Genomic DNA, 26,680 nt, shown 5'->3' with positions numbered 1-26,680 from the left:
GAACTAAAGAACTATAATTTTTAAAGACAGAGAATATGTCAAAACCTAGCAGCCATACCAAACCGCCGGCCTCAATTATTTTTATTTTTGGCGGTAGTGGCGATTTAAACCAGCGCAAGCTTACACCGGCATTATACAACCTTTTTTTAGACGACTGGATGCCAGAGCAATTTTCCATCGTTGGCCTGGGCCGTACAGAATATTCCAATGAGAAATTTTTGGGCCACCTTTACCAGGGCATACAGGAATTCAGCCGCCGCAAAGGTGAACAGAACGGCCACTGGAAAGAGTTTGCTGAGCATGTATCGTATCTGCAGATGGATGCCGGCGATGCAGCAGCCTATAACCTGCTGGCCGATAAAATAAAGGAAGTGGAGCAGGCTTTTGGCGTACACCCCAACGTAATTTTTTACCTGGCCGTAGCACCGCAACTGGTGCCGGATATAGCCACCAAGCTGGGGGCCCTAAAGCTTTGCCAGGATGCAGCTACCACGCGTATTGTGGTAGAAAAACCTTTTGGCCACGATTTAAAGAGCGCCCAGGAACTAAATGGGTTGCTGACTTCTCTATTTGATGAAGACCAGATCTATCGCATAGACCATTACCTGGGTAAAGAAACGGTGCAGAATATCCTGGCGCTTCGTTTTGCCAACGCTTTATTTGAACCTATCTGGAACCGTAATTACATAGACCATGTGCAGATTACCAATGCCGAGTTGGTGGGTGTGGAAGGGCGTGGCGGTTACTACGAACAAAGCGGCGCCCTGCGGGATATGCTGCAAAACCACATCCTTCAACTGGTGTGTATGATTGCCATGGAAGCGCCGGTTAGCTTTAATGCCAATGAAATACGCAACAAGAAGGTAGATGTGTTGAATGCCTTGCGAAAAATTCCGAAAGAAGAAGTGCATAATTATGCTGTACGTGGCCAGTATAGCGAAGGCTGGATAAAAGGGGAAAAAGTGCAGGGCTATCGCCAGGAAGAAAAGGTAAATCCTAAATCAGCCGTAGAAACTTTTGCAGCTATCAAATTCTATATTGACAACTGGCGCTGGCAGGATGTGCCTTTTTACGTACGTACCGGCAAGTACATGCGGGATAAAACCACTATTATTACTGTACAGTTTAAGCAGGCGCCACATTACGCTTTTCCGCCGGAAGCTGCTGAAACATGGAGGCCTAACCGCCTTACCATCAGCATACAGCCCGAAATGGATATCAGGCTGCGTTTCCAGGCAAAACGCCCCGGCCAAACCATGACGCTGAACCCCGTGGATATGATTTTCAGCTACAAGGACGCATACGAAGACGGCCATGAGCCCGAAGCGTATGAAACCCTGTTGCTGGATGTACTGGCGGGCAACCCCACCCAATACATGCGGGATGACCAGGTAGAAGCTGCATGGAAAGCGGTGATGCCTATTATAGAAACATGGGAACAACGCCCGCCGGTGGATTTCCCCAATTATGCGCCCGGCACATGGGGCCCTGAGGATGCGGAAGCTTTAATTGCAAGGGATGGCCGTAACTGGGTAACGTTACCGCCCAAGCATAAAGATTAGTTTCAGGTTGTGCATGCGTGCCAGGGTCAGCATTTTTTAGATACCGCCAATGGTTTTTCATGGCATCGTCCCTTGCGTCGCAATCACTTCATCTGTAATGCAAATGGCATCTTCGGTTCGTAGTGTAATAGCGCAGCAATGCAGGTAGCTCTTTTAATGTAAATGTACTTCGGCTAAAGCCGGTCAACTTCCTGGCATTTAACCCAAGGCTTAAGCCTTGGGTTTGTAAATAGTAATCTATATGGCTTTAGCCAAAGTGCATTGCTGTTTTATACAATCTCAATCAAAACAATCATCTAACCAGTGTCATTAATCTCATGGAAATCATCAAAGTAAAAACCATAGACGATCTTAATTCCACCGTTGCCACCTGGATAACGGAACATATTAACGAAACACTTCAAAAGCAAGACCGCTACACCATTGCGCTTTCCGGCGGCAATACGCCCAAAAGCCTGCACCGGTTACTCGCCAGCGATGCATACCGGAACAAGATTGACTGGAGCAAGCTGCATATTTTCTGGGGAGATGAGCGCCATGTTCCTTTTGAAGATGAGCGCAACAATGCAAAAATGGCCTACGACACTTTATTGAATTTTGTGGATGTTCCCGCTTCACAAATACACGTGATGCGTACAGATATACCGGCTGAAGAATCTGCTGCCGAATATGAAAAAATTTTACGTGCATATTTTACAGATGCGCCAACAACTTTCGATTTGGTATTGCTCGGCATAGGCGACGATGCGCATACACTGTCTCTTTTCCCCGGCAAAAGAGAGGTTATTCATGAACAGGAAAAATGGGCTACATCTCTCTGGCTGGAGTCGCAGAACATGTACCGCGTTACATTAACAGCGCCGGTAGTTAACAAATCGGCCCGCGTAGCGTTTGTATTGGCAGGCGGCAGTAAAGCGCCGGCTATTAAGCATGTACTGCAGGGAGAATACAATCCAGACCTTTATCCCTCCCAGGTTATCAAACCGTCGCCCGGTGAATTATTCTGGTTTTTGGAAGAAGCGGCAGGGGCGCTGGTGTAATCTTTGATTCTTGCTGATTTTAATCTGGTATTGACGGATTAGTCCGGTTTTAAAAAAAACGATGCCGTCAGGTTGGCTTGTAGAAAACGGTTTTATCAAGTCTTATCCCTTGGGTCTGCCTTTGGCAGGCTCAGGCTGCAACTTTAATTAAGCAACGATGACAGCCGAAGCGAAGGTTTAGTTTTTATAATCAGAACCGGTTTCTCCAGGGTATATGTCTATTGTTGTATTCGTTCCAAATTCTATACCGGAGGATATAAAGAATTGGCGCAGTTTCTCCATCTTACCATTACAGTTATCTCCGAGAATCATTGCCTCAGAACTTTTTTCTATCCTGTTGCAATGAAAACATATCAAGATGCTCTCTTTTAACTGGTCGGTTCTATCAAGAAATAAAATGGCATTCCTGGGAAAGAAACACTGCGTTATTGAACTGACACAACATTGGGGCTGCCGATAATAGAAGTTGTTGTAGAGAATATCCGTTAGTTTTTCAAGCTCTGTTGTATTTAAAACTTTTTGTTCAATAAGGCTATCTTCAAAGATTTTTCCTTCCTGTACAGGGCAGTTGTTACGGTGATACCTGAATGATACAAGTTTTACAGAATCCCCTATTGAAAAGGGATAAAACCGGCTGCGTTGTGCAGGTGTGTACTTTGAAACATACTTACATTTTTGATAGTCTTTATATATAGAGCGCTTAGATGAATCGGCAATTTTTTGACCTGTAGCATCCGTAAAAAGAGCAGAGATAAATAGTGTCAAAGTCAACAACTTCATAGAAAAAAATCTAATCATTTTATTGCAATTGCTTAATCAACAAATTTTCGAGCATTTTTTTATACCTGCGTTCAAGTGCCGGCTCTTTTACATACCGGCTATACTGTAAACTGTCCAGTGTTATACTCGATATTTCTATGCGGGATTTGCCTTTCCGGGCAAAATAGCCGAAAGTAACAACAGGTATCATTTCATTTTCTGCGGGCACATTATAAACTTCAATAAACGGGCTTGTTTTATAACGGGCATAAACAACCGTATTTTTTGTTGGTAGCACAACCCTGTTTGTAATGCCTGTTACAGAATCTTTCTGCAAATAAAATATACTGTCATAAGTATAGATTTCATTCGCTTTAACGGAGTCTTTTTTGTAGCGAAGCTTTAATGAATCTAATCTTTTGAAAACCTGGTTCTCTGTCAAAGTGGTTTTGTAGCTGTTGTACATGTAAACCTCTGTTGACATTCTAGACGGGTAGTAACCTCTGCAGGTAGTTGCGCAAAATGCAAACAGGGAAACACCTGCAACAACTACCGCAGCCAGTTTGTGAACAAAATTCATACACCCTTCATGCCGTAGCTTGTAAACCATCGGCAATACTGTTAAGGCCATGTAATCGGTATAGTCAACTACGCGGTTAACGGGAAACTGTAATTTGTAATTAAAAAAGTTGATTGCCGGCTGTGATAAAGAAGACTTCCACCAGGCAAAGAACAAGGCAGCGGACACAAATGCTGTTTTTTTATGATTGGGAAGTAACGCTGAGATAAACAAGGCAAAACATGCAAGGCCTGCAAAGTCGGACAATTTACCCGTCAAAAAGTTATGATACTGTTGCTTCAAATAAAAATCATTAAGCAGTAATAAGCCAAGGCAAACAATAAAAAGGGGATGAAGCAGCAAGCTGACGGATTTGTTCTTCATGTAATAAATCTAAAAAAGCTACTCTTAAAAAAATGTCAATTCGGGTTAGTTTATCACCGGCAAAAACAGCATAAACTTTCATGTTTAAAAACATAGCCTTTAACTTTAAATCTCAAAACACCTAACGAATGATGCACCGCCGTAGTTTTCTTAAAAACACCATCCAGGCCGGTTTGGTTACCGGCGCCATGCCTTTGTTCAGTTCCTTTGCACGTACAGAAAAATACCGCACTGCTTTAATTGGCTCCGGGTGGTGGGGTACCAATATTTTACAGGCTGCCCTGCAGGCCGGGGAAAGTAAACTTGTAGCGCTTTGCGATGTGGATGAACGCCAATTGGCTGCCTGCACCAATACCGCAAAACAGTGGACCAGCGACCAGCCTAAACTATACCGTGATTACCGCGAACTGTTGCAAAAAGAAAAGCCCGAAATAGTAATTGTGGCCACCCCAGACCATTGGCACCCGCTGATAGCGATAGCTGCCGTAGAAGCAGGCGCCCATGTGTACGTGGAAAAGCCGGTTGGGCACACCATTATGGAAGGCCGGGCCATGGTTAACGCCGCACGCCGCACAGGTAAGGTAATGCAGGTAGGCTTACACCGCCGGGTGTCGCCTCACAATATGTCTGGCATGGAGTTTTTAAAATCGGGCAAAGCTGGTAAAATAGGCATGGTAAGGGCGTTTGTACATTATGGCGGCGGGCCGGGTAAAAAAACGCCCGATGCAGAGCCTCCCAAGGAGCTTGACTGGAACTTTTGGTGCGGGCCTGCACCACTAAAAAATTATAATCCGGGCATTCATCCCAAAGGTTTCCGGCAATACCTTGATTTTGCCAATGGGCAGTTGGGCGACTGGGGCGTACACTGGATGGACCAGATTCTGTGGTGTACGGAAGAAAAATACCCACGTAAAATATTCTCTCATGCCGATAGGTACATCCGGCAGGATAATACCGATGCGCCGGATACACAGGTGGTTACTTACCAGTTTGAATCGTTTACCGCCGTGTGGGAGCACCGCCTGTATGCTGCCAATGAAGCTGAAAAACACAACGTGGGCTGTTATTTTTATGGTACGGAAGGCACATTCCACATGGGGTGGACGGATGGCTGGCACTTTTACCCGTCAGATAAAAACAAACCCGTTCAAAGTGCGTTGCCCCAACTTCACAAACCAGATGAACAGAACATACCGGAACTATGGACAGATTTTTTGAGGGCCATAAAAAATAACCAGTTGCCGGTAAATGATATTGAAAGCGGCCACCGCTCCACCAATGTTAGCCTGCTGGGCATGTTATCTTATAAGTTGGGCCGCAGCATTGAATGGGATGGCGAAAAAGAACTGGTAATAAACGATGCGGAAGCCAACAAGCTGCTGAAAAGGGATTATCGCGGGGATTGGAAATACCCGGTGTGATGGCAGGGTTGTTGCATTCTGCTGTGATAAAATTTTTTTAGGGGGTGTCCCTCGTACCTCGGGCCGGGCAGAACTACGTTCGCAACCTTCGTCAAAGCAACATTTAGTTGCTTTTTCTCGGTTGTGCTATTACTCCGGCACAAAAGCCCGGCTGCAATGGCCTCACCGGGGTAACCGCTGCAATCCCTCACCCGAAAGTGCAACACGCTACTGCTTTCACGGGCAGGTTGTATGGTTAGGCGAAATAAATTTTAAATCAATGCCCATCACTTCAATATCCAACCCACTTAAAGAAACTTTGAATGCTTTAAAGTACAGTAATATTAAAATTATGAAATAGCCCAAAGGGCTAAATGTGAATAGCCCCGGATGAAATCCGGGGTTGGAATTTATGATAGAAAAAAACCAACCCCAAAGTGGTTGAACAACACTATTGTACTTTTATGCTCTTTGCAGCATAACTATCTGCCCCGCTGATGTTTAAAGACATTACTCAATTTCCGCAACAGCGTTTGTACTGCTTTCCGCTCCCACATGGGCAGGGGGCATTTCTTGCAGGGGCAGATGCAAAGGCGAAAGATGATTTTCCGCCACCCTGTAGTTTTTTAATGTCATCAATATTCTCTTCTTTATCCGGCTCAATACCTACTATAACCTGCCAGCCTTTTTGGTTGCACAAAGCCATCATCTCCATTGCCCGTTCTTCTGTCTGCACCCTTACCCTTGCCGGTTTTTTGTGTGACCCCAGTTTGCTCATTTGTTGCTTGTATTATAGAATGATGTTGATCTTTTTAGTGGTGCGGCTGGTTGGTTACCGCAGATGGTTGGGATGAGCGGATTCTACATACAAAGTTTTCTCACCCCCGCTTTTAACCCGATGCTCAACTTTAAGTATAAAATTCTTATAGCGCTTGAAGTTAGCTTCTTTAAACGCTGCTAACTGATCAAAAATCTGTTTTGTTTCAGGGTGTTTTTGACCTTCCGAGCCTAACACTTTGTTAATCTCATCAAAATGAGGAAGCTTAAATTCCCTGGCTATGCAATAATTCCAGATTACTTCAGCTAATTTCATCTTCTCCTTAAACATCTCATCTGTATCCGCTTCATGCAGCAACGGCCTTGCAAAGTCCTGTAAAATGCTTGAGTATAAAACATCTTCTGCCATCCGGTAATTTTAAACAAATATGGGTAATAATCCAGAAAAAAATTACCACCCGCTGGCCAGTACTTCAGCCAGGTGCATTACTTTAATGCCGGCGCCTTTGTTTTGGCTATAGCCGCCAATATGCATCAGGCAGCTCATATCGGTACTTATAAGGTAATGGGCTTGCGTGGCTGTGGCGTTGGTAAGTTTCTGATCGGCCATGGCGATGCTGATGGGCCCGAATTTTACTGCAAAGCTGCCGCCAAACCCGCAACAGGTTTCCACATCGTTCATCTCTATCAGTTCAAGGCCTGTTACATTAGTCAGTAATTGGCGTGGCTCGGTTTTTATGTGGCATTCACGCAATGCGGCACAACTATCATGATAGGTAGCCCGTCCATTTAACTGTGCACCTACGTTATCAACGGCCAGTACCTTTACCATAAACTCAGAAAACTCGACTATTCTGTTGGCAAGGTCTTTTACATCGTTGTGCCGGGATGAGTTATCAAACAACTGGTGATAATAATTTCGTACAAAACCCACGCAACTGGCGCTGGGGGCTACCACGTAATCCGCACCAGCAAAATCATTGAGAAACTTGGTGCATACATCCTTTGCTTCGCCATGAAAACCGGCATTAAAAGCAGGCTGGCCGCAACAGGTTTGGTTGGTATTGTAAGATACAGTGCATCCTGCCTTTTCCAGCACTTTTACCATGCTGAAGGCAACGGAAGGATACAACTGGTCAATAAAACACGGTACAAAAATGCTTACGTTCATACCTCCATCCCCTAAAGAAGTGTAATATGTTACACCTTGTTTTTTAGATTAAGAAAGCTGATTTATATGCAGATAATTAGTTTGGAGTCTTGGTGCTGAGCAGCGTACAGAATGTACAAGAGTGCGACGCAACGGCAGCCTCATAGTAATTCCTTCTGCCGGGCCCATAATAATATTACTGCCCGGCAGGGCTGCTGTTTACAGCAATTTCTTTATTTCCATTACCAGTTCGGTTTTGGTAATAGGTACCCCCATTATTTTATGGTAGCCTTTGGCGGGTATCAAATATTGGTCGCGGATGATTTTGATAAGCTGGCCATTGTTGATTTCCGGTATCAGCACCTGCTCAAAGTTTTTGAGGATGTCGCCCAGGTTTTTGGGGAAGGGCCGTATGTAGCGCAGGTGAGCATGGCTAACTTCCAGCCCTTCTGCCTGCAGTTCCATTACAGCGCTTTTGATAGCGCCGTAAGTGCTGCCCCAGCCCAAAACCAACAGTTTGCCTTTTTCGGCCCCGCTGTCCAATTGTTGTTCCGGAATATATTCCGCAACCTTATCTACTTTCTCCTGCCTGATGCGCACCATTAACTGGTGATTTTCGGGTTCGTAGCTAACGTTGCCGGTAATATTTTGTTTTTCGATGCCGCCAATGCGGTGTTCCAGTCCGGCGGTGCCGGGCACCGCCCAGGGGCGTACCAGTTTTTCATCCCTCAGGTAAGGCATAAACTTGTCTTCATCATGCCCCAGCTCTGTTTTAAACTTCACTTCAATAGTAGGCAGGTCTTCGCTTTTAGGAAATTTCCAGGGTTCTGCGCCATTGGCTATGTAGCCATCGCTAAGGAAGATAACCGGCGTCATGTGCTGTACGGCTATGCGTACCGCTTCATACACGGCATCAAAGCAGTCGCTGGGCGTGCTGGCCGATACTACCGGCATAGGGCATTCGCCGTTGCGGCCATAGTAGGCCTGCAACAAATCGCTCTGCTCTGTTTTGGTGGGCAGGCCTGTTGATGGGCCGCCACGCTGTATATCTATAATAAGCAGTGGAATTTCCAGCATTACCGCCAGCCCCATGGCCTCGCCTTTTAAGGCCATGCCCGGGCCTGAAGTAGTAGTTACACCCAGGCTGCCGCCATAAGAGGCGCCGATAGCGGAAGTAATACCTGCAATTTCATCTTCTGCCTGGAAGCTGCGTATGCCAAAGTTTTTATGTTTGCTTAACTCGTGCAATATGTCTGATGCCGGTGTAATGGGGTAGGTACCCAGGAACAGCGGCAGTTTGCTTTTTTGAGAAGCAGCGATAAGGCCGTAAGCCAGTGCCTGGTTGCCCATAATGCTGCGGTAAGTGCCGGCAGGCAGTTTGGCCTTTTCTACCCTAAACCGGGTGGTAAAGGTTTCCGTGGTATCGCCGTAATTGTAACCGGCCTGCAGCACTTTAATGTTGCTCTGCAGGATGGTTTCTTTTTTGCCGAATTTCTCGGTAATGAAATCAATCGTATTGTCGAGGTTGCGGTTGTACATCCAGTAAATAAAGCCCAGTACAAACATGTTCTTTGCCCGGTCTTTTTCTTTGGTGCCCAGGTCGTGAAAATCTTTCAGCGCTTCGCGGGTCATTTTGGTTACGTCAACTTTAATCAGTTCGTAACTGTCAAGGCTGCCATCGTTAATGGGGTTAACACCATCAGGGTAGTTGGCCAGGCGCAGGTTTTTGGCGTCAAAACCTTCAATATTGGCAATGATTTTACCGCCGGGTTTAAGGCTTTTAAGATTGGCTTTAAGGGCGGCGGCGTTCATAGCTACCAGTACATCGCACAAATCTCCGGGTGTAAAAACCCTGTCTGACGAAAAGCGTATCTGGTAACCGCTCACACCCGGCAGGGTACCCTGCGGGGCACGAATTTCTGCGGGAAAATCAGGAAACGTAGCCAAATCAATACCCAATAAAGCGGTGTTATTGGTAAACTGCTGGCCGGTTAACTGCATGCCATCGCCACTGTCGCCGGCAAATTTTATCACTACATCCTGTAGTACTGCTTCTTTCCTTTCCATAAATTATTTGCTATCAGGGATTTGCGCTATATAAAGCGCAATTGCCAAAAGCCCGGTACGGGTTTTAGCGGAACGCGAAGTTAGTATATGTAACAATGGCAGAAAACGTTTTTTCGGATGTAGTAACCCCGTTGAAATGAGGAGAGATTAAAAATTGGTTGTGTGCAAAACAAACAGCCTGTTGCACCGGCGGGTGAGGGATTGAAGCGGATACCCCGGTGAGGCTGTCGCAGCAGGGCCTTGTGCCGGAGTATGAGCGGAAAGCCCGGCCCGAGGTACGAGGGACACCCCACAAAACAATGTACGATGTTTGATGTGGGATGTACGATGTGCCCGGAAGGTACTACACTGGCGCTAAAAATCTACCCGGTACAACTTCTGAAACTGCTTTTCATTTACGCTTTGCGGTAACAGGCGAAACAACGTATTGCGAATGCCGGCAAAAAGCCTGTTGCTGGTTTGCGCAGCTTTGCCGATTTTCCAGGAAGTGTTGGTGATATAATGGGTTCTTTTTAACCGCCGCTGCTCAAACTGCTTAAATGCTTCGGGAATGTTGGCGTTGGCGGCCAGTTCATTGGCCAGTATAACAGCGTCTTCAATGGCCTGGCAGGCGCCCTGGCCCAAATTAGGCGTAGTGGCATGGGCAGCATCGCCAATAAGCAGAATATTGCCAAACGCATATTGATGAATAGGCCTGATATCCATGATATCGTTCCATATAAGGTGCTCGTTTTTGGTTTGCTGCAGTATGGCCGGGATGGGTTCGTGAAAATCTTTAAAATGCCGCTGTAGGTCATCTATTGTAAATGCTTTCATCCTGCTGCTGCTGTACGGGGCGTTAATGCAGGCAAACCAGTAAACCTTATCCAGCAGCGGAACAATACCAAAGCGGCCTTTTAGCCCCCATGTTTCTGATGTTTCCGTAAGGTTAAGAAAGTCATTGTTGATAACCGCCCGCCAGCAGGTATAACCGGCGTAGCGGGGCGCAGATGCCGGCAACAGCTTTTTACGTATGGAGGAGTGTATGCCGTCTGCCGCTATTAAAGCATCGGTAAAATGTATGCTGCCATCCTGGAAAACCAGTTTTATGCCATTGGGCAATTGCTCGGCAGCCACCAGTTTTTTATTGATAACTACCTGTTGCGGGTTAAGTTTTGAGTACAGCAAATCGTACAGGGCGGCGCGGTGAATGGTGAAATTGTCGGCGCCATACTTTTTACTGATGGCCTCGCTGTTTGTGCGGTTGATTACTTTTTTCTTTTCATCGTAAATGGTGAAGGATGGTAACATTCTGCCACAGCGGCTAACTTCTTCAGCAATGCCCAGCCTTTCAAAAGCCTGCATGGCATTGGCGGCCAGCGCAAGGCCCGCGCCTATGCCTTTAACCGCGGGTGCAGCTTCAAAAATTTGTGTTTCAATTCCTTTATTTTTTAAGGCGATAGCGGTTGTTAAGCCGGCAATACCTGCACCGGCAATGGCTATTTGCATAACGTTTAAATAAAATAATCTAAATGTAGCGGCAGGCTGCTACCCGCATGCTTACCGCAAAGTAAGAGCAGTAATTTGTTACTGCCGCAAAGAGGAGTGTTAATTGTAAAAACCGGGTAATGAATTGGTTAGGCCTGCACTTAAAAGCCGCTACCGCCTGCCATAAAAACTTACAGGTGCGGCCTGGTTAATAACCCCTTACATTCTTGCCTTCCATATAGTTAATGAAGGCTTTGTTTACTACGCGGTTACCGCCTGGTGTGGGGTAGTTGCCGGTAAAATACCAGTCGCCGGTATTGGTGGGGCAACTGTCATGCAGGTCTTCTATGGTTTGATAAATAACCTGTACAGGTAATGATACTTCGGGAGGTGTAATAAGTTGCGCAATTTTATCCGATATTTCCTGGGTGGTAAATGGTTTGTACACCAGCCTTACCAGGTTTTCTGTATGCAACTGGTTATTGCGCTGAAGCTCTTTGCATTGCTTGTAAATATCGTCCAGCTTGTCTTCCTCACCACGGTCTTTCCACAATTCAATTGCGGCGCGGAAAGCAATAAAATCGCCCAGCTTGCTCATGTCAATACCGTAGCAATCCGGGTAGCGTATTTGCGGGGCAGATGAAACAACAATAATCTTTTTAGGGTTTAAACGGGCAAGCATTCTAACAATGCTTTCTTTTAATGTAGTACCACGTACAATGCTGTCGTCAATAACTACCAGCGTATCTTCATCTCTCTTAACAGTGCCATAAGTAATATCGTATACGTGTTGTACCATCTCGTTACGGCTGCTGTCTTCAGTAATAAAAGTGCGCAGCTTAACGTCTTTAATGGCTATTTTCTCCTGGCGTATTTTACGGTTGATCATCTCATTGAGCTTCTCTTCCGTAAAATCCTTTCCCCAGCTTAAAATGCGTTCAATTTTAATCTTGTTCAGGTACTCTTCCATGCCCTTTACCAGGCCATAAAAAGCCACTTCGGCAGTATTGGGTATGTAGGAGAAGATGGTATTTTTTAAACTGTAGTTTACGGCTTCCAAAACCGGCTTGCTCAGGTGGTGGCCCAGCGCTATGCGTTCGCGGTATATTTTTTCATCGCTGCCGCGGCTGAAGTAAATACGCTCAAAGCTACAGGCCCGTCTTTCTTTCGGCTCCAGTATCTGCTCCACTTTGTATTCGCCGTTAGCATCTACAATCAGGGCATTACCGGGCATTAGCTCAAAAACTTCGTTTTCACCAACGTTAAAAGCAGTGCGTATAGACGAACGTTCACTGGCAGCAACGATTACATCATCATTTATGTAGTAGTATGCCGGGCGAATACCATGCGCATCACGCATTACAAAGCTGCAGCCGTTGCCTATTAAACCACCGATGGTATAACCGCCATCAAACAAGGGCGTTGCTTTTTTAAGCACTTCGGTAATGTTGGCACAGTTAGGTGTTTTCTCATCTTCTTTCGAGAGAAAATGGTGCACCACTTCCATCATTGCCGCAAGGTCGCTTTGCTTTTGAAACTCTCCCGGATTAATATTCACCAGGTCAAAAAGCTCTTCGGTATTTACTAAATTAAAATTCCCGGCCAATGCAAGATTTTTACCGGGAACCAAGTCTCTTTTTATAAAGGGGTGACAAAATTCTACGTTGTTTTTTCCCTGCGTGCCGTAGCGTAAGTGCCCCATCAGCAACTCACCCAGGAAAGGAACATGTCCTTTCATCAGGCCGGGCTTTTTCTTAAAATCAGGCAGGTATTTCTCCATTTCCTGTATTTCCGCGCCAATTTTAGAGAAAATGTCTGCAATGGGCTGCTGGGCATTACTGCGGCTGCGGTGCAGGTAGGGATAGCCTGGTTCTACGTCCAGTTTTACCGCCGCTATGCCGGCGCCGTCCTGCCCCCGGTTATGCTGTTTTTCCATGAGTAAGTACAGCTTGTTAAGGCCATACATCACCGTTCCGTATTTTTGAAGATAGTAAGAGAAAGGCCGCCGCAAACGAATGTAGGCAAGGCCACATTCATGTTTTATTTCGTCGCTCATGGTGAGGTTTAAAAAGAAGCCGCAAAGTTACGGTTGTACATCCATTCTCAAATGGATTTTATGAATCGTTTTAGAAAAGCGTGTTATTAAACCAGTTCCGGCTTTACGCTTTCCGCAAGCCACAGGAACTCAGTAACAAATACATCAATATTTTTTTGAAAGGCCGCATCAACCAGGTTGCCTTCTGCATCAAACTTTTTGTCTACATGCGGTGTTACCAGCATGTACGGAGAGCCAATGCCAAACAGGGCATTAATTAAAAGCTGTATTTGCTGGCTTGCCCTTATGCCACCCAATGCCCCCGGCGAAGCGGTAACAATACCAAATGTTTTACGCGATTGCTTGGGAAAATGATCAAAAATATTTTTGAGAGCGGGGGTGTAGCTGCCATTGTATTCAGGCGTTACCAAAATAAAAGCGTTGGCTTCAAACATGCGTTTGGCGAGGGGTTTCAACTCTTCCGGCGCCTGATCAACAGAACGGAAAACTTCCTGTTGCAATAGCGGAAACTGCCAGTCCCGCACATCCAGTATATTTACCTGGTGCCCCGTTTTTTCAGAAAAATGTTTCTTCAAAAACAAAGCAAGCCTGTAAGTAACGCTTCCTTTACTGGGGCTTCCCGCCACAATTTCAATGTTCATTTCATTTTTTCCTTTTCTTTTTTAGGGTACCGGCGTCCGGCATTTCATGGGGACTTCGTTGCGTCGCAATCCTTTCATCTGCAAATCATTGGGCGACTTTTCAGCCCCGGATAGTTGGTGCGTGAAGGCACGCACTAAGGGAAGTGTTTTTTCTCTCTTCGTAATTACCTGTTCCCATGCAAATCACTCCGGATTATAAAACTGGTTGTACAAAAAGCAGCCTATTGTAAGCCTGGCGCCATCATACCTCAAAGCAATTCTACTCTTTTCAATTACCAGTTTATATAAATTCTTTTCAATTTTCACAACGCCTTTCACTTCTTCTGGTTTGTCAACAACTTTAAATTGTTGATATGCTTTGCGAAACTTTTGTTGGAATTCAAGGGGGCAGATTTGCAATTGCTCTATAAAAAATTGTTCCAGGACAACTACCATCCCATCTGTTTTTCAAATTCTTCAGAAGAAACCGTTTTACCTGGAAATGCTTTTTTAATCAGCAAAGAGTCAAAATATTCAGATACATCATCACTTTCTATCAGCTTTATTATTTTCAGTATTTCTTCATCTGACCAACTATTTCTTTGTTTTTTTACAGCAAAGTAATCAGCCTTCATACCAATCTTTTCTGCAATAAAATCGTTCCTGTAGCCAGATTTCTTTATCAGTTGTGGTAGCTGCTTTTTCAGCAGCAGGTAATTTTGAACAATCTCTATCATATTTAACCAGCTTTAATAATACTTATTGTGCATTTTAAATATCAATAAAGATATGAAATCTATCGGATCAAGGAGGAGTTGTTTTAATACCCGCTTAAATGTCGCCATGAAAAGCCAGTGTACACGCCGTGATTATTACTTGTTCTTTCACTGAAAGACCAAATAATAACAAAACCATGTTTGCAACAGGCGATGCCATGAAATACATCTGCCGGGCTCAAGAAAAATTCTTAATGGTTAATAGGGGCTTCAATAACGACAAAACGACTTTCAGTATCGCATTCAATTTCTATTGAATCTGTTTGCCAAAGGCCAATACTGTCGCGTTTGCTGAGTTTGTTACCCGCAACATTTAGATCACCATCAATATTAAAAATGTAAACACCTTTGTTTAAAGGGTTTAAAGTATATGCAATCTTCTTTCCCGCTTCAAAATATCCCAGGCTTATTTTAGCATTCTGGTTAATCCAGCAATGTTCCTGCCCCTCTTCATTACTCACTACCGTCTGTAACTTATTCTTTCGCTTGTCTTCCGGAAAACTCCTGCGCTGGTACCGTGGGCTAATGTTCTGCAGCTTCGGCTCAATCCATATCTGTAAAAAATTCACTTCCTCCTCGCCTACGTTGTATTCCTCGTGTTTTAACCCACTGCCTGCGCTCATAATCTGTACCCAGTCTTTCTCCACCACATCACCGTAACCCATGCTGTCTTTGTGATTCATCTTACCCTGCAACAACACGCTAATGATTTCCATGTTAGTGTGCGGGTGCAGGCCAAAGCCTTTACCGGTTTGCAAATAATCATCGTTAAACACTTTCAGCAGACCAAACCCATTCTTCCTCGGATCATAAAAAGTGCTGAAGCTGAACGTAAAATTGCTTTGCAGCCACCCGATGTTTTTTGTGCCACGCTCATTGGCGGGAAAGAAGATTGATTGCATTTTATTTATTTTAAAGTGAGTGGTGAGCAGTGAATGGTGAGTTTAGGACAATTCTTATTCATCACTCACTGCTCACTCATTACTCACTATTTTCCTGCCTTTACATTCAACTGTAAGTTCACTTCTTTTTTAATTACCCAATCCTGCGGATTGTCTGGGCCTTTGTAGTTCATGCCCCAATCTGTGCGGTCTATATTAAAATTCGCCTGTGCTGTTAAAGCATTTTCTGTAATGCTTACGATAGCGGGGAAAGTTACATTTTTAGTACTGTCCTTTAAAGTAAGGTTACCGCTTAGCAGGTGAGTTGCGCCTGGTAAAAGGCTTTTTGCTTTGGTGCTGTCGAAAGCTTCAACTTTAGTTATTTCGAATTTGGCGGTAGGAAATTTGGCAACATCAAAAAAGTCGGGGCTTTTCAGGTGGCCTTCCAGCTTGCCTTTGAATTCGCCGGTTAAATCTGTATCAACCAATGAAGCAATGTCAATCGTAAATGAACCGCCGGTTACATTACTGTTCTCAACGGCAATACTTCCGTCTTTAATTTTGAATGTGCCGGTATGTGTGGCTGTAGGTTTTGTGCCCGCCCAGGTTACAACGCTGTTGGTTGTGTCAACTGTGTAGGTGGCGCCTGTTGCCGCTGCGGCGTCTTGCTTTTCGCCGGTGGCTGCTTCATCGGCTTTGGGTGCGCTTTGGCACGCTGCGAGTAAAATGCTGGCAGAAATAAAAAGTTTGGATGCTAGTTTCATAACATTTTCAATTTTTAAGAAATAAAGTTTAACAGGTAAAATAAAGAATTGTTCTTGAATGGAAATTTATGATTTGCGAAAAGTATTAAGCGGCTTGCTTAACCATTTGTATTTGCAGGTTTAATTTCACATCGTCGCTAAGCATAATGCCGCCGGTTTCTGTAACTGCATGAAATGTTAAGCCAAACTCTTTACGGTTAATTTTACCTTCAATTTCAAAGCCAGCTTTTACCTGTCCCCAGGGGTCTGTAGCAGTACCGCCATAATTTACATTCAGCTTAACCGGTTTGGTTATATCGCGTATGGTAAGGTTACCGGTAAGTACATATTCTTCGTCATCTTTCTTTTCAATGCCTGTGGATACGAAACTAAGTTTGGGAAATTTGTCGGCTGCAAAGAAATCGTCTGCTTTCAGGTGCGCATCTCTTTGCTCATTGTTGGTGCTGATGCTGTTGATATCTGCTTCGAAAGATACTTTAGCATCAGTGAAGTCTTCTTTCTCGCTTTCCAGGCTGCCATCGAATTTTGTAAAGCTGCCTGTTACATTGGTAATCATCAGGTGTTTCACTTTAAAAGTTACTTCTGAGTGTGCTGCATCAATTTTGTAAGTTGCCATTTTTGTTTGTATTTAAATTGTTTATAATGTTTTGCTGTTAGCCATGAGTTGCAAGCTGTGAGTTACTAAAGCCCGGTAGCTTGCAGCCACTAACTTTTTAATCTTCAATCAATACCCCCATCTTGCCCATTTCATAATCACGAAAGGCTTCGAGTAATTCTGTTTCTGTGTTCATAACAAAGGGGCCGTGAGAGGCTATCTTTTCATTCAGCGGTAGGCCGCTGCCGATAAATAAGCGGGTATCTTCTGCTGCTTCCAGTTCAAAACCGTCGCCATCGTTGTTAAAGACTACGGCGTATTTGCCTTTTACTTCACTGCCGTTTACCAGCAGCTTCCCGTCAAGTAAATAGATAAAGGCGTTATGGTTAGCCGGTATATTTATAAAATGCTTACCGCCAGCTTTAAATTCTGCAGTAAAAGTGTTTACCTCTGTTGATGCCGGCACGGGGCCCTTAACACCGTTGAAGCTTCCTGATACAATGTTTATTGTAACTAATCCATCGTTTGATATAATATGAGGGATTTCTTCGGCGGTGGCTGGATAATAAACGGGCTGTTTCATTTTTTCAGAAGCTGGACTGTTTACCCAAAGCTGTATGATTTCCTGGCGCCCGCCTATTTCATGGATGTCGTGTGGCGGTCTTTCGCTGTGAATGATGCCCATTCCGGCATTCATCCACTGGGTGCCGCCTGCATAAATTACATTATTGTTACCACGGCTGTCGCGGTGGTGAACCCCACCTTTAAAGATGAAAGTAACCGGTGAGAAACCCCTGTGTGGGTGTGGGCCTACGCCTGCCTTGTTTACCGGTACATTTTCGGGAACTTTTACATCCGCATGGTGCAATAAAAGAAACGGATCAAGGTTGTTTACCTGTGCTGATGGGAGGGGCTGCCTAACCGGGAACCCGCCCATGTTGTATGTTGCTGCATAGATGATATGTTGAATGCTTCTGTTTTTCATATCAAATGCTCCTTTTTTATTTGATTGTACATACTTGTATGTATATACATGTATTAAAGTAAAAAAAATTAAACTTCTTTCTCCCTTACTTTTTCCAGCAGGCTGTTTAAAGCGGCTGCCGCATCTTCATTAATTGTAACCATGTCTCCGTATAAACTGTCAATCTTCTGGGTAGTAATGTCCAGCATATTCATACCTGCGGGAGTTATTGTAACCACGGTTTCTCTCTTATCCAGCGCCGAAGAACTTCTTTTGGCCAGCTTTTTAAGTTCCAGCCGGTCTATAATCCTTGGCACATTCGAATTCTTTTCAATCATCCTGCTGGCTATATCCCGTACGCACATTTGATCGGGGTGTTTACCTTTTAGTATGCGTAATACATTGTATTGTTCATGCGTAAGGCCGTATTCTTTCAGCTCTTTACTCATAATTGTTTTAAGCCACCAGGCAGTATATAAAATATTCAGCCCTGCTTTTTGCATTTCACTCTTAAATTTTGTACTTTTTATGGCCTGTTCTAATTTCACAATGCAAATATATGTATGTACATGTATTTTTTCCAAATTTTATTTGTTAATAAAAAAAGAAGCCTGTTTTCGCGAAAACAGGCTTCTTTTTTAGAAGTATAATTACTTGTACTTATTTCATGGCGTTTTTTTCTGCCACCTGCTTCCATTCCGCAATGTTATTGCAGCTATTAAAATCATTATCAATTCTTACGTAGTAAGTTGGAATATGCTCGGAAAACCATTTGTGCATTAACTTTTGTTTTTTTTCATCCAGGGCCCTTTGAGATACTTTATTGTAATCATCTTTCAGATTTTCCCTATGTGGCTCACTACGGCTTTTAAGATTAATAAGCCTTACGCCCTTGGTACCCCGTTCGCTGGTAAAGCTTACTGCTTTGGAGATATCGCCCACTTTCATGTCTCTTATGCTCACCACCATTTCTTTATCAAGCTGGTCTATGGTTACGTAAGTAGAACCATCCTGGGCCATTACGTTACCACCCGTGCTTTTGCTGTTTTCGTCATCACTGTACTTGTTTACGGCGGCATTGAAGGGCAGGGTGCCGTCCAGTATTTTATTCCTTATGCTGTCGAGTTTTGCCTTGGCAGCGTTAATCTCATCCTCTGTAACGCTGGGTATTTTAATGATATGCCTTACGATGGCATCCTCGCCGGAGCGGCTAACCATCTGTATTATGTGCAGGCCAAATTTGGTTTTAATAACATTGGATATCTGGCCTTCCTTAAGGCGGAAAGCCGCTGAAAGAAATGTACCGTCAATATTTTTGTCGCCACGATTAATGTTTAACTGCCCGCCACTTTCCTTGGCAGCAGGTTCTTCAGAATACAACCGGGCCAGGGCATCGAATTTCTTCTGGCCGCTCTCCACCTGCCTTTTTAAAGCCATCAGTTCGCTGGTAACATATTCTTCCACATCTTTATTCGCTTTTGGGAAAACTACGATTTGGCTTACCTCCAGTTCACTTTCATAATAAGGCAGGCTGTCTTTCGGAATTTTGTTGAAGTAATTGGTTACTTCGTTAGGGGTAATTTTAATGTTTTCAAATATCTTTTTGCGCATCGCATCGGCCAGCATTTGTTCTTTCAAAGAGGGCCTGAAGTCTTCTTTTATCTGGTAAATGGTTTTGCCGGCAACTTCTTCCAATACTTCTTTAGAGCCGTACATACCAATAAAATACCTGATACGGTTATCCAGGGCCCCCTCCAGTTCGTCTTCGCCAACCGGTAATGAATCTTTTTGAGCCTGCAGCATCAGGGCTTTTTGTATAAGTTGTCCTTCCAGGAAGGCACATTCCGCATTGGCGGGCAATTGGGCATCCTGCCCCTGCCGCTTATAGTCGGCAATTGCGTTAAAAATATCTGAGCGCAGGATAATTTTGTCGCCCACCTGTGCCACAATTTTATCCGCAATCACTTTTTGGGTTTGAGCGGCCAGGTTTGTTATAAAAGCGGCCACAACCACGCACAAAACAGCTAATTTCTTCATAAGTGTAAAATGAAATGCCTTCAAAAGTAGGGTTTTGAACAGAGCAGTGATAAATATTAAGGGGCTTTAACAAAGAATTTTACGGCTATTCACCATGTTTTGCTGCACTGCTGAATGGCCAGGCATACAAGCTGCCTGCAAAATAAGCCGCGTGTTGCACTTTGGGTGAGGGATTGAAGCGGTTACCCCGCTGAGGCCGTCGCAGCAAGGCTCTGTGGCGGAGTAATAGCGGAAAGCCCGGCCCGAGGTACGAGGGACACCCCCAAACAAATGTTAGATGTACGATGTGGGATGTACGTGTGGGATGTACGATGGGAAAAAGTACGAGTTACGAAGTACGAAGTACCTGTACTATGCAAGATGTAGATGTGGGATGTACGATGTTTCAAGAAACGCAACTACCTGGCATAGCTTTTCTCGGGGTTGTGAAGCTTTAAAAAGTTTATAGTACTGTTTAGTTCTGATGCAATATCCATATTGCCGGAAAACAGTGCCCGGCCTTTTTCAATAATTTCGTCATCTGCAAGAGATTCTCCGTAATCAATTACGGCAATCTTTATTTCTGTTGCCAACTTATTGTAATTCTGCAAGCTATCATCATCCTGGGCGTTAGCTGGTTCCTGCAATTGTGCGGCCTGGGCTGCCTGCAATGTATTCAGTTCAACCAGGGCTTGTTGTAAAACAGTAATCAACTTTTCGTGTTTAAGGGTTTGCTTGCGGCCCATTTCAATAATCCAGTCTTTGCGCTTCAGTTCAAAATTGGTGCCCAGGTAAAGGCGCCGTACCTGCTCATTTTCAGCGAGTTGTTCTGCGGTACCATGCTTAAAAATCTTTCCTTCAATCAGCAGGTAGGCACGGTCGCAAATGGAAAGCGTTTCGTTTACATTATGGTCCGTTATCAATATGCCAATATTCTTATATTTTAAACGGGCAACTACACTTTGTATGTCCTCCACGGCAATGGGGTCAACGCCGGCAAAAGGTTCATCCAGCAGTATAAATTTAGGATCAACAGACAGCGCCCTGGCAATTTCCGTTCTGCGCCTTTCGCCGCCGCTGAGGCTGTCGCCATTATTTTTGCGTACGTGGTGCAGGTTAAACTCGTCCAACAGCGATTCCAGCTTGTCCAAACGTTCTTTTTTGGTCATTTTGGTCATTTCCAGAACGGCCAGAATATTGTCTTCAACACTTAGCTTTCTGAAAACACTGGCTTCCTGGGGCAGGTAGCCAATGCCCATTTGCGCCCTTTTGTACATGGGCAGCTTAGTAATATCAATATCATTTAAAAAAACATCGCCTTTATCGGGTTTAATAAGTCCTACTACCATATAAAAGGTAGTGGTTTTACCGGCGCCGTTAGGGCCCAGCAGCCCAACAATTTCACCCTGCTTTACCTCTACGGAAACATTGTTTACCACGGTTCTGCTGCTGTAGGTTTTAACCAGTTCTTTGGTGTGTATCGTTAAACTCACGTAATAGCTTTTAAACAAAAATAGAGGTTGCGCCCCAATATGCTTTGTATGGCAAATGTTTTATCAAATCCTTTGCGTTGTATATTGCAGCAATTTTAAATAAAATGAAAGTTACCGATCATATTGCACAGGCAAATAAGACCCTGATCTCTTTTGAGGTTTTGCCACCTTTAAAAGGCAAAAGCATTACGTCAATTTACGACCACCTTGACCCCTTAATGGAATTTAAGCCATCCTGGATTAATGTTACCTATCACCGCAGCGAAACCATGTTTAAGAAAAAGCTGGATGGCAGCTTTGAAAAAGTGGACGTTCGCAAAAGGCCCGGCACCGTGGGTATTTGTGCCGCTATTATGAACCATTACCAGGTAGACGCGGTGCCGCACATGATATGCGGCGGTTTTAGCCGCCGTGAAACTGAAGATGCCCTGATTGACCTTAACTTCCTGGGAATAGATAATGTGCTGGTGCTAAGGGGAGACGCCGCGAAAAATGAAGCGGCTTTTGAGCCAGAACCCGACGGCAACCGTTATGCCATAGACCTGCTGAAACAGGTAGCAAGCCTTAACAGCGGTATTTATATAGATGAAGATATTCTTAACGGCGGCAAAACCAGGTTTTGCATTGGTGTGGCAGGGTATCCTGAAAAGCATTTTGAAGCGCCTAACCTGAATATAGATCTTAAACGCCTGAAAGAAAAGGTGGATGCCGGTGCCGAGTATATAATGACACAGATGTTTTTTGATAACTCCAAATACTTTGCCTTTGTAGATGCCTGCAGGCTGGCTGGCATTAACGTTCCTATTATACCGGGCCTTAAACCCCTTACCAACAAAAAACAATTGTCCATACTCCCCCGTATTTTTCATGTGGATTTACCTACGGAGCTGTCTGAAGAAATTATGAAGTGTAAAAACGATGCGGAGTGCGAAATTGTTGGTACAGAATGGATGATACAACAAAGCAAAGAGCTGAAACAGAACGGCGTACCCGTATTGCATTATTATACCCTGGGCAAGCCCAAAGTTATCTGGAACGTGGTAAGCAAACTGGTTTAACGCACCTGCCGGTAAAGGCTGGCTAACCGGCTAAAATTGTGTGGCTGAATTTGTGTTGGGCAAAACTGAAATCATATACATTTACCAAGAATATTACATTAATCAACTTACGCAAAAACTTACACCATGAACTTTCCGGCGGAACTAAAGTATACCAAAGACCATGAATGGATAAAAATTGTTGATGGCAATACCGCCCTGATAGGCATTACTGATTTTGCCCAACGCGAACTGGGGGATATTGTGTACGTGGATATTTCCACTGTTGGTAAAGCCCTGGAAGCCGAAGCAATATTTGGTACTGTTGAAGCGGTAAAAACCGTTAGCGACCTGTTTTTGCCCGTTGCCGGAACCGTTACTGAGGTTAACAGCGCATTGGAAAAAAATCCCGAACTGGTGAATAATGACCCCTACGGCGAAGGATGGATGGTGAAGTTTGAATTAGCCAATACGGCAGACCTGGATGGTCTTTTAACCGCTGAAGCCTATGCGGAACTGGTAGCTTAATCTTCCGGCTTAAAACTTGCTGGTAATCCTGTTCATCAACTTCTGTTTTCCCGCTCCTGTAAATGCCTGAAATAAAAAAATATTCTGAAAGCGAACTGGTTATGTTGCTAAAGCAACATGAGCAGCATGCTTTTGGGTATTTGTACGACAGTTATTCCGGCGCCCTGTTTTCTGTAATCTTATCCATTATTACAGACAGGGAGCTGGCAGGCGATGTTTTACAGGAAGTGTTCGTGAAAATCTGGCGCCAGATAGATTCTTACGACGACTCCAAGGGCCGCCTGTTTACCTGGATGCTTAATATTGCCCGCAATGCATCTATAGACATGGTACGCAGTAAAGGTTTTCAAAACAGCAGGCAAAACCGTGAGCTTACAGAAAACGTATATGACAGCAGCGGAACAACCCAAACTAATACTGACAAAATAGGCCTCCGTAAAATAGTGCAAACTTTAAAAGAGGAGTACAAGGTATTAATTGAGCTGTCTTATTTCCAGGGGTTCACCCAGGAAGAGATTTCCCGAATGTTAAACATACCGTTAGGAACTGTAAAAACAAGGCTGAGAAATGCCCTGGTACAATTGCGTGAACTAGTTAAAACATAAAGTGGATATAAAGGCATACATAGAATCTGGTATTATTGAAAGCTATGTTCTTGAGCTTGCAAGCCCTGAAGAAGCGGCAGAGCTTGAGCAGTTAATGCAGCAGCATGCCCAGGTAAGGCAGGCTGTTGATGCCTTTTCCGCCAGCCTTGAGCAAAATGCCTTAAACAGTGCTGTAGCGCCACCGCCCGCCTTAAAAGAAACAGTAATGGCGGCCCTTATGCAACAGGCTAACAACCAGCCGACTGCCGCGGCGCCTTTTCCATTACGGGAGTTAAAAAGCAATACCCTGCCCGGCGCCGCTGTTGTTCGTTCCGCCTTCTGGAAGTATATGGCCGCAGCGTCTATTGTATTGCTTATAGGCAGCGCCGCATTAAATGTTTATTTCTACAACGGTTACAAAACCGCCTACACCAAATACCAGGCTTTGTTATCAACCCAAAATACCATGCAGGCCAGTATGGATGTATACAAGGCCAAAATGGATGATATGGATGAAAGCATCAAGGTAATGAACGACCCTGCCACCAGGATGATAAAAATGCCGGGTGTGGCCGGGCACGAAAACAGCCTGGCGCAGGTGTACTGGAACCAAAGCAGCAAAAATGTTTATCTGTCTACCGGCAACCTGCCCGCCACCCCGGCCGGCAAACAGTACCAGTTATGGGCCATCGTAAATGGCCAGCCGGTTAATGCAGGCATGGTTGATGATTGTGCCGGCCTCTGTAAAATGCTTACCATTCCTAATGCCCAGGCTTTTGCCATAACGTTGGAAAAGGCTGGCGGTAATGCCGCCCCTTCTATGGACCAGATGTTTGTACTGGGCAAAGTATAATTTCCGCTATTTATTTTTCGTGTTTATTTTTTGGTGATGGACTGATGTATTTCATGGCATCGCCTGTTGTGTCACTCCCTTGTACGTTCAGTATTTCATGGCATCTTTTCAGCCCGGGTAGAAAATATCGAACAAGGAACAAGGATGCGAATATTGAACAAGGAACAAGGAATGATGAATAGCGAAGCGAAATTCCCCCACTCACTACTCACTACTCACTACTCCCCACTCACTACTCCCTGCTCACCACTCACCATCCCCTATTTCCCTGTTGTGAAAAATCACAGTAAACATTTTATTTCTCACATTGATTCAGGGTTTACCGCGGTGCATCTTTGTATTGTTGTTACGGCGAACAAAACAACCGCCGATAGCAATAACAAATTTTTCATTGGGGGTTATATGCTGACACAAAACGGAGGTTTTCCAACTTCCGTTTTTTTATGCCCATGCATAAGCGGGTAAACAGTAATTCCCATAATGGACTGCTATTTTCTAAAAAAGAGAATTTACTTCATAATTTTCGGTTCAATTTATTGATAATCAGTTATTTATTTTCTGGCATTGCCCTTGAAATATACATGCCGATTTTGATTCAAGATTTGGAGTGGGAGTGGTGGATGTCTATCCACCCTCCTTTTTTAAAGAATATCATAACCCTTGATCAGCATATAACCCCATAGAATTGTTACCCCCTTTTTCAACCAACACTAAAAAACACTGTAACCCCATACCGTATCCCGGGGCCAGCCGAGAGGCTGGCTTTTTGCATTTCGATAGGATGCTGAAAGTGATTGGTGAATGGTGAGTGGTGAATGGTGAGTAGTGAGTTGGGGCATTTCGCTTCGTTGCTCATCATTCCCTGTTCCTTGTTCGATATTTTCTACCCGGGCTGAAAAGACGCCATGAAATACAGAACGATGAACGTAGTGCGACGCAACAGGCGATGACATGAAATTCCTGGGCCCGGTACATAAAAATTACTGCAACCATGCCGGGTTGCCCTATTTTTGCCAGAGCCCTTTTTTATGCCTACAGACAAAAAAGACATTGAGATAGACATTGTAAGCGAAGTACTGAATGCCATGCTGCAGGCAAGGCCTGACTCAGACTTTATCAAAAGCCTTAACCAGCAGTACCGGGAACGTGGAGGCCTTAGTAAAAAACAACTGGAAGGGCTTTACCTTAAGGCCGCTAAAGTAACCAGTATACCCGCTAAAAAACTGGCTACCCTGCAGGCGCACATAATGAAGAGGCCTACCCGTTATAAATCGGCCCTGCCGCCTGTAAAACCGCTATATGAAAAAAACGAGCAGGCCGGCAAAATGATAGAAGCCATTCTTCAAAAATACCCGGAACACAAAAGGGTATTGTTTTATAAGAACAAGTATGACCGGAACGAAATTTTTTCCCCAGCGGAAACTTCGGAACTGGAGCGGTTTTATAAGCTGCTGAAAATAAGTGGCGTATAAAGTTACCCGCGAAATCGTTTACGTTAAAAAACAGCCTGCCGTTAATGCAAGCTGTTGCAATAAACTTTACACTTGCGCTTTATTTAACAGCTTAACCGGCAAACATGAGCGTAAACCAGCTATTTGATTTATCGGGCAAAACCGCCCTTGTTACAGGCAGCAGCCGCGGCATTGGCCAGGCATTGGCCATAGGACTGGCTGAGGCAGGGGCTGATATCATTGGCGTTTCCAGCTCACTAAAGCCTGGCAGTGAAACTGAAAAAGCGGTGCTGGCAACCGGGCGCAAATATTGGGCCTACGCGGCAGACTTTAGCGACAGGGCATCTGTGTACTCATTGATACAAGAGGTAAAAGCGGCACACCCGCACATTGATATTCTTATTAACAATGCCGGCACCATACTGCGTAACCCAGTGGCGCAGCACAGCGATGAATATTGGGATAAAGTGCTGTCCGTTAACCTTGATTCGCAGTTTATTATTACACGTGAATTTGGAAAAGACATGCTGCAGCGAGGGCAAGGGAAAATTGTTTTTACCTGCTCCCTGCTTTCTTTCCAGGGTGGTATAACCGTACCGGGCTATGCGGCCAGCAAAGGCGCTTTAAGCAGCCTGATAAAAGCGTTTAGTAATGAATGGGCAGGCAAGGGCGTAAACGTAAACGGTATTGCGCCGGGTTATATTTCCACCGATAACACAGAAGCCCTGCGCAACGATGCGGTACGCAGCAAAAGTATTCTTGACCGCATACCTGCCGGCCGCTGGGGAGAACCTGCTGATTTTAAAGGCCCGGCGGTATTTCTTGCTTCAAACGCGGCGGCTTATGTACATGGTACCATACTATTGGTAGATGGCGGCTGGATGGGAAGGTAGAGCC

At 44.6% G+C, this 26,680-nt stretch carries 27 protein-coding genes; 9 read left to right on the top strand and 18 right to left on the bottom strand.

The genetic code is table 11. From position 1 onward, the window contains the following. Positions 1-35: 35 nt before the first annotated feature. Together zwf and pgl are read left to right on the top strand one after the other, a co-directional pair. Complete coding sequence (gene zwf / locus F0364_RS09675; protein ID WP_153797574.1) at positions 36-1,562, top strand: glucose-6-phosphate dehydrogenase; 1,527 nt, start codon at positions 36-38, stop codon at positions 1,560-1,562. A gap of 317 nt (positions 1,563-1,879) precedes the next feature. After that, on the top strand, positions 1,880-2,602 hold the full coding sequence (gene pgl, locus F0364_RS09670; protein WP_153797573.1) for a 6-phosphogluconolactonase: 723 nt from the start codon (positions 1,880-1,882) through the stop codon (positions 2,600-2,602). Positions 2,603-2,779: 177 nt separating this feature from the next. Here pgl and F0364_RS09665 read toward each other — a convergent pair whose 3' ends face one another. The 3 genes from F0364_RS09665 to F0364_RS09655 form a co-directional block, all read right to left on the bottom strand. After that, on the bottom strand, positions 2,780-3,382 hold the full coding sequence (locus F0364_RS09665) for a hypothetical protein (RefSeq protein ID WP_153797572.1): 603 nt from the start codon (positions 3,380-3,382) through the stop codon (positions 2,780-2,782). 19 nt (positions 3,383-3,401) lie between these two features. Beyond that, a complete protein-coding gene (locus F0364_RS09660) occupies positions 3,402-4,109 on the bottom strand; it encodes a hypothetical protein (RefSeq protein ID WP_153797571.1) in 708 nt (235 codons plus the stop codon). 124 nt (positions 4,110-4,233) lie between these two features. Continuing rightward, a complete protein-coding gene (locus F0364_RS09655) occupies positions 4,234-4,398 on the bottom strand; it encodes a hypothetical protein (protein ID WP_207632595.1) in 165 nt (54 codons plus the stop codon). 34 nt (positions 4,399-4,432) lie between these two features. On the opposite strand from F0364_RS09655, the gene F0364_RS09650 reads away from it, so the two are divergent. After that, complete coding sequence (locus F0364_RS09650; RefSeq protein WP_207632594.1) at positions 4,433-5,725, top strand: Gfo/Idh/MocA family protein; 1,293 nt, start codon at positions 4,433-4,435, stop codon at positions 5,723-5,725. Positions 5,726-6,218: 493 nt separating this feature from the next. Here F0364_RS09650 and F0364_RS09645 read toward each other — a convergent pair whose 3' ends face one another. The 15 genes from F0364_RS09645 to lptB form a co-directional block, all read right to left on the bottom strand. Then, positions 6,219-6,482 (bottom strand): PBPRA1643 family SWIM/SEC-C metal-binding motif protein, encoded by a 264-nt coding sequence (locus tag F0364_RS09645; RefSeq protein ID WP_153797569.1) that lies wholly within the window; start codon positions 6,480-6,482, stop codon positions 6,219-6,221. A 54-nt stretch (positions 6,483-6,536) separates the two neighbouring features. Further along, entirely contained in the window at positions 6,537-6,890 is a 354-nt protein-coding gene (locus F0364_RS09640; protein ID WP_153797568.1) for a hypothetical protein, read from the bottom strand. Positions 6,891-6,932: 42 nt separating this feature from the next. Further along, positions 6,933-7,652: a (Fe-S)-binding protein gene (locus tag F0364_RS09635; RefSeq protein WP_153797567.1), complete on the bottom strand. Its 720-nt coding sequence runs from the start codon at positions 7,650-7,652 to the stop codon at positions 6,933-6,935. 198 nt (positions 7,653-7,850) lie between these two features. Beyond that, positions 7,851-9,698 carry a 2-oxoacid:acceptor oxidoreductase subunit alpha gene (locus F0364_RS09630; RefSeq protein ID WP_153797566.1) on the bottom strand — a complete coding sequence of 616 codons (1,848 nt, stop codon included), beginning with the start codon at positions 9,696-9,698 and terminating at the stop codon, positions 7,851-7,853. Between the two features lie 354 nt (positions 9,699-10,052). Further along, positions 10,053-11,186 (bottom strand): FAD-dependent monooxygenase, encoded by a 1,134-nt coding sequence (locus tag F0364_RS09625; protein WP_153797565.1) that lies wholly within the window; start codon positions 11,184-11,186, stop codon positions 10,053-10,055. Between the two features lie 187 nt (positions 11,187-11,373). Then, positions 11,374-13,221, bottom strand: coding sequence for an amidophosphoribosyltransferase (locus F0364_RS09620; RefSeq protein ID WP_153797564.1), 1,848 nt, complete (start codon positions 13,219-13,221; stop codon positions 11,374-11,376). Between the two features lie 86 nt (positions 13,222-13,307). Next, positions 13,308-13,862, bottom strand: a complete 555-nt coding sequence (locus tag F0364_RS09615; RefSeq protein ID WP_153797563.1) for an NADPH-dependent FMN reductase — start codon at positions 13,860-13,862, stop codon at positions 13,308-13,310. Between the two features lie 428 nt (positions 13,863-14,290). Beyond that, positions 14,291-14,578, bottom strand: a complete 288-nt coding sequence (locus F0364_RS09610; protein WP_153797562.1) for a hypothetical protein — start codon at positions 14,576-14,578, stop codon at positions 14,291-14,293. 230 nt (positions 14,579-14,808) lie between these two features. Then, complete coding sequence (locus tag F0364_RS09605) at positions 14,809-15,519, bottom strand: pirin family protein (RefSeq protein ID WP_153797561.1); 711 nt, start codon at positions 15,517-15,519, stop codon at positions 14,809-14,811. Positions 15,520-15,605: 86 nt separating this feature from the next. Next, a complete protein-coding gene (locus tag F0364_RS09600) occupies positions 15,606-16,262 on the bottom strand; it encodes a YceI family protein (RefSeq protein WP_153797560.1) in 657 nt (218 codons plus the stop codon). A gap of 85 nt (positions 16,263-16,347) precedes the next feature. Next, positions 16,348-16,878, bottom strand: coding sequence for a YceI family protein (locus tag F0364_RS09595; protein ID WP_153797559.1), 531 nt, complete (start codon positions 16,876-16,878; stop codon positions 16,348-16,350). A 97-nt stretch (positions 16,879-16,975) separates the two neighbouring features. Continuing rightward, positions 16,976-17,842 (bottom strand): pirin family protein, encoded by an 867-nt coding sequence (locus F0364_RS09590; protein ID WP_153797558.1) that lies wholly within the window; start codon positions 17,840-17,842, stop codon positions 16,976-16,978. Between the two features lie 68 nt (positions 17,843-17,910). Beyond that, on the bottom strand, positions 17,911-18,369 hold the full coding sequence (locus F0364_RS09585; protein ID WP_153797557.1) for a MarR family winged helix-turn-helix transcriptional regulator: 459 nt from the start codon (positions 18,367-18,369) through the stop codon (positions 17,911-17,913). Positions 18,370-18,481: 112 nt separating this feature from the next. After that, positions 18,482-19,858: a peptidylprolyl isomerase gene (locus F0364_RS09580; RefSeq protein ID WP_153797556.1), complete on the bottom strand. Its 1,377-nt coding sequence runs from the start codon at positions 19,856-19,858 to the stop codon at positions 18,482-18,484. A 398-nt stretch (positions 19,859-20,256) separates the two neighbouring features. Then, positions 20,257-21,330, bottom strand: coding sequence for an LPS export ABC transporter ATP-binding protein (gene lptB, locus F0364_RS09575; protein WP_235921043.1), 1,074 nt, complete (start codon positions 21,328-21,330; stop codon positions 20,257-20,259). 104 nt (positions 21,331-21,434) lie between these two features. On the opposite strand from lptB, the gene metF reads away from it, so the two are divergent. The 6 genes from metF to F0364_RS09545 all read left to right on the top strand — a co-directional run bounded on the left by metF (position 21,435) and on the right by F0364_RS09545 (position 26,676). Continuing rightward, entirely contained in the window at positions 21,435-22,388 is a 954-nt protein-coding gene (gene metF, locus F0364_RS09570; protein WP_153797555.1) for a methylenetetrahydrofolate reductase [NAD(P)H], read from the top strand. Positions 22,389-22,514: 126 nt separating this feature from the next. Then, positions 22,515-22,895 carry a glycine cleavage system protein GcvH gene (gcvH, locus tag F0364_RS09565; protein ID WP_153797554.1) on the top strand — a complete coding sequence of 127 codons (381 nt, stop codon included), beginning with the start codon at positions 22,515-22,517 and terminating at the stop codon, positions 22,893-22,895. A gap of 101 nt (positions 22,896-22,996) precedes the next feature. Beyond that, on the top strand, positions 22,997-23,500 hold the full coding sequence (locus F0364_RS09560; RefSeq protein ID WP_153797823.1) for an RNA polymerase sigma factor: 504 nt from the start codon (positions 22,997-22,999) through the stop codon (positions 23,498-23,500). A 1-nt stretch (position 23,501) separates the two neighbouring features. Then, positions 23,502-24,332, top strand: a complete 831-nt coding sequence (locus tag F0364_RS09555; RefSeq protein WP_153797553.1) for an anti-sigma factor — start codon at positions 23,502-23,504, stop codon at positions 24,330-24,332. 1,028 nt (positions 24,333-25,360) lie between these two features. Next, a complete protein-coding gene (locus F0364_RS09550; protein WP_153797552.1) occupies positions 25,361-25,804 on the top strand; it encodes a hypothetical protein in 444 nt (147 codons plus the stop codon). 104 nt (positions 25,805-25,908) lie between these two features. Continuing rightward, on the top strand, positions 25,909-26,676 hold the full coding sequence (locus F0364_RS09545) for an SDR family NAD(P)-dependent oxidoreductase (protein WP_153797551.1): 768 nt from the start codon (positions 25,909-25,911) through the stop codon (positions 26,674-26,676). Positions 26,677-26,680 lie beyond the last annotated feature (4 nt).

The organism is Foetidibacter luteolus (genome assembly GCF_009650435.1).
Classification (GTDB): domain Bacteria; phylum Bacteroidota; class Bacteroidia; order Chitinophagales; family Chitinophagaceae; genus Foetidibacter; species Foetidibacter luteolus.
This window is presented reverse-complemented; position numbering and strand designations above follow the sequence as displayed.

Excerpts from the sequence above, each read along its gene's own strand:
- F0364_RS09605 (WP_153797561.1), bottom strand. The coding sequence starts at position 15,519 with ATGCAATCAATCTTCTTTCCCGCCAATGAGCGTGGCACAAAAAACATC.
- F0364_RS09625 (WP_153797565.1), bottom strand. The coding sequence starts at position 11,186 with ATGCAAATAGCCATTGCCGGTGCAGGTATTGCCGGCTTAACAACCGCT.
- F0364_RS09600 (WP_153797560.1), bottom strand. The coding sequence starts at position 16,262 with ATGAAACTAGCATCCAAACTTTTTATTTCTGCCAGCATTTTACTCGCA.
- F0364_RS09650 (WP_207632594.1), top strand. The coding sequence starts at position 4,433 with ATGATGCACCGCCGTAGTTTTCTTAAAAACACCATCCAGGCCGGTTTG.
- F0364_RS09640 (WP_153797568.1), bottom strand. The coding sequence starts at position 6,890 with ATGGCAGAAGATGTTTTATACTCAAGCATTTTACAGGACTTTGCAAGG.
- F0364_RS09545 (WP_153797551.1), top strand. The coding sequence starts at position 25,909 with ATGAGCGTAAACCAGCTATTTGATTTATCGGGCAAAACCGCCCTTGTT.
- F0364_RS09610 (WP_153797562.1), bottom strand. The coding sequence starts at position 14,578 with ATGATAGAGATTGTTCAAAATTACCTGCTGCTGAAAAAGCAGCTACCA.
- F0364_RS09595 (WP_153797559.1), bottom strand. The coding sequence starts at position 16,878 with ATGGCAACTTACAAAATTGATGCAGCACACTCAGAAGTAACTTTTAAA.
- F0364_RS09590 (WP_153797558.1), bottom strand. The coding sequence starts at position 17,842 with ATGAAAAACAGAAGCATTCAACATATCATCTATGCAGCAACATACAAC.
- pgl (WP_153797573.1), top strand. The coding sequence starts at position 1,880 with ATGGAAATCATCAAAGTAAAAACCATAGACGATCTTAATTCCACCGTT.
- F0364_RS09620 (WP_153797564.1), bottom strand. The coding sequence starts at position 13,221 with ATGAGCGACGAAATAAAACATGAATGTGGCCTTGCCTACATTCGTTTG.
- F0364_RS09560 (WP_153797823.1), top strand. The coding sequence starts at position 22,997 with ATGTTGCTAAAGCAACATGAGCAGCATGCTTTTGGGTATTTGTACGAC.
- metF (WP_153797555.1), top strand. The coding sequence starts at position 21,435 with ATGAAAGTTACCGATCATATTGCACAGGCAAATAAGACCCTGATCTCT.
- gcvH (WP_153797554.1), top strand. The coding sequence starts at position 22,515 with ATGAACTTTCCGGCGGAACTAAAGTATACCAAAGACCATGAATGGATA.
- zwf (WP_153797574.1), top strand. The coding sequence starts at position 36 with ATGTCAAAACCTAGCAGCCATACCAAACCGCCGGCCTCAATTATTTTT.
- F0364_RS09550 (WP_153797552.1), top strand. The coding sequence starts at position 25,361 with ATGCCTACAGACAAAAAAGACATTGAGATAGACATTGTAAGCGAAGTA.
- F0364_RS09635 (WP_153797567.1), bottom strand. The coding sequence starts at position 7,652 with ATGAACGTAAGCATTTTTGTACCGTGTTTTATTGACCAGTTGTATCCT.
- F0364_RS09580 (WP_153797556.1), bottom strand. The coding sequence starts at position 19,858 with ATGAAGAAATTAGCTGTTTTGTGCGTGGTTGTGGCCGCTTTTATAACA.
- F0364_RS09615 (WP_153797563.1), bottom strand. The coding sequence starts at position 13,862 with ATGAACATTGAAATTGTGGCGGGAAGCCCCAGTAAAGGAAGCGTTACT.
- F0364_RS09655 (WP_207632595.1), bottom strand. The coding sequence starts at position 4,398 with ATGTTTTTAAACATGAAAGTTTATGCTGTTTTTGCCGGTGATAAACTA.
- F0364_RS09630 (WP_153797566.1), bottom strand. The coding sequence starts at position 9,698 with ATGGAAAGGAAAGAAGCAGTACTACAGGATGTAGTGATAAAATTTGCC.
- F0364_RS09665 (WP_153797572.1), bottom strand. The coding sequence starts at position 3,382 with ATGAAGTTGTTGACTTTGACACTATTTATCTCTGCTCTTTTTACGGAT.
- F0364_RS09645 (WP_153797569.1), bottom strand. The coding sequence starts at position 6,482 with ATGAGCAAACTGGGGTCACACAAAAAACCGGCAAGGGTAAGGGTGCAG.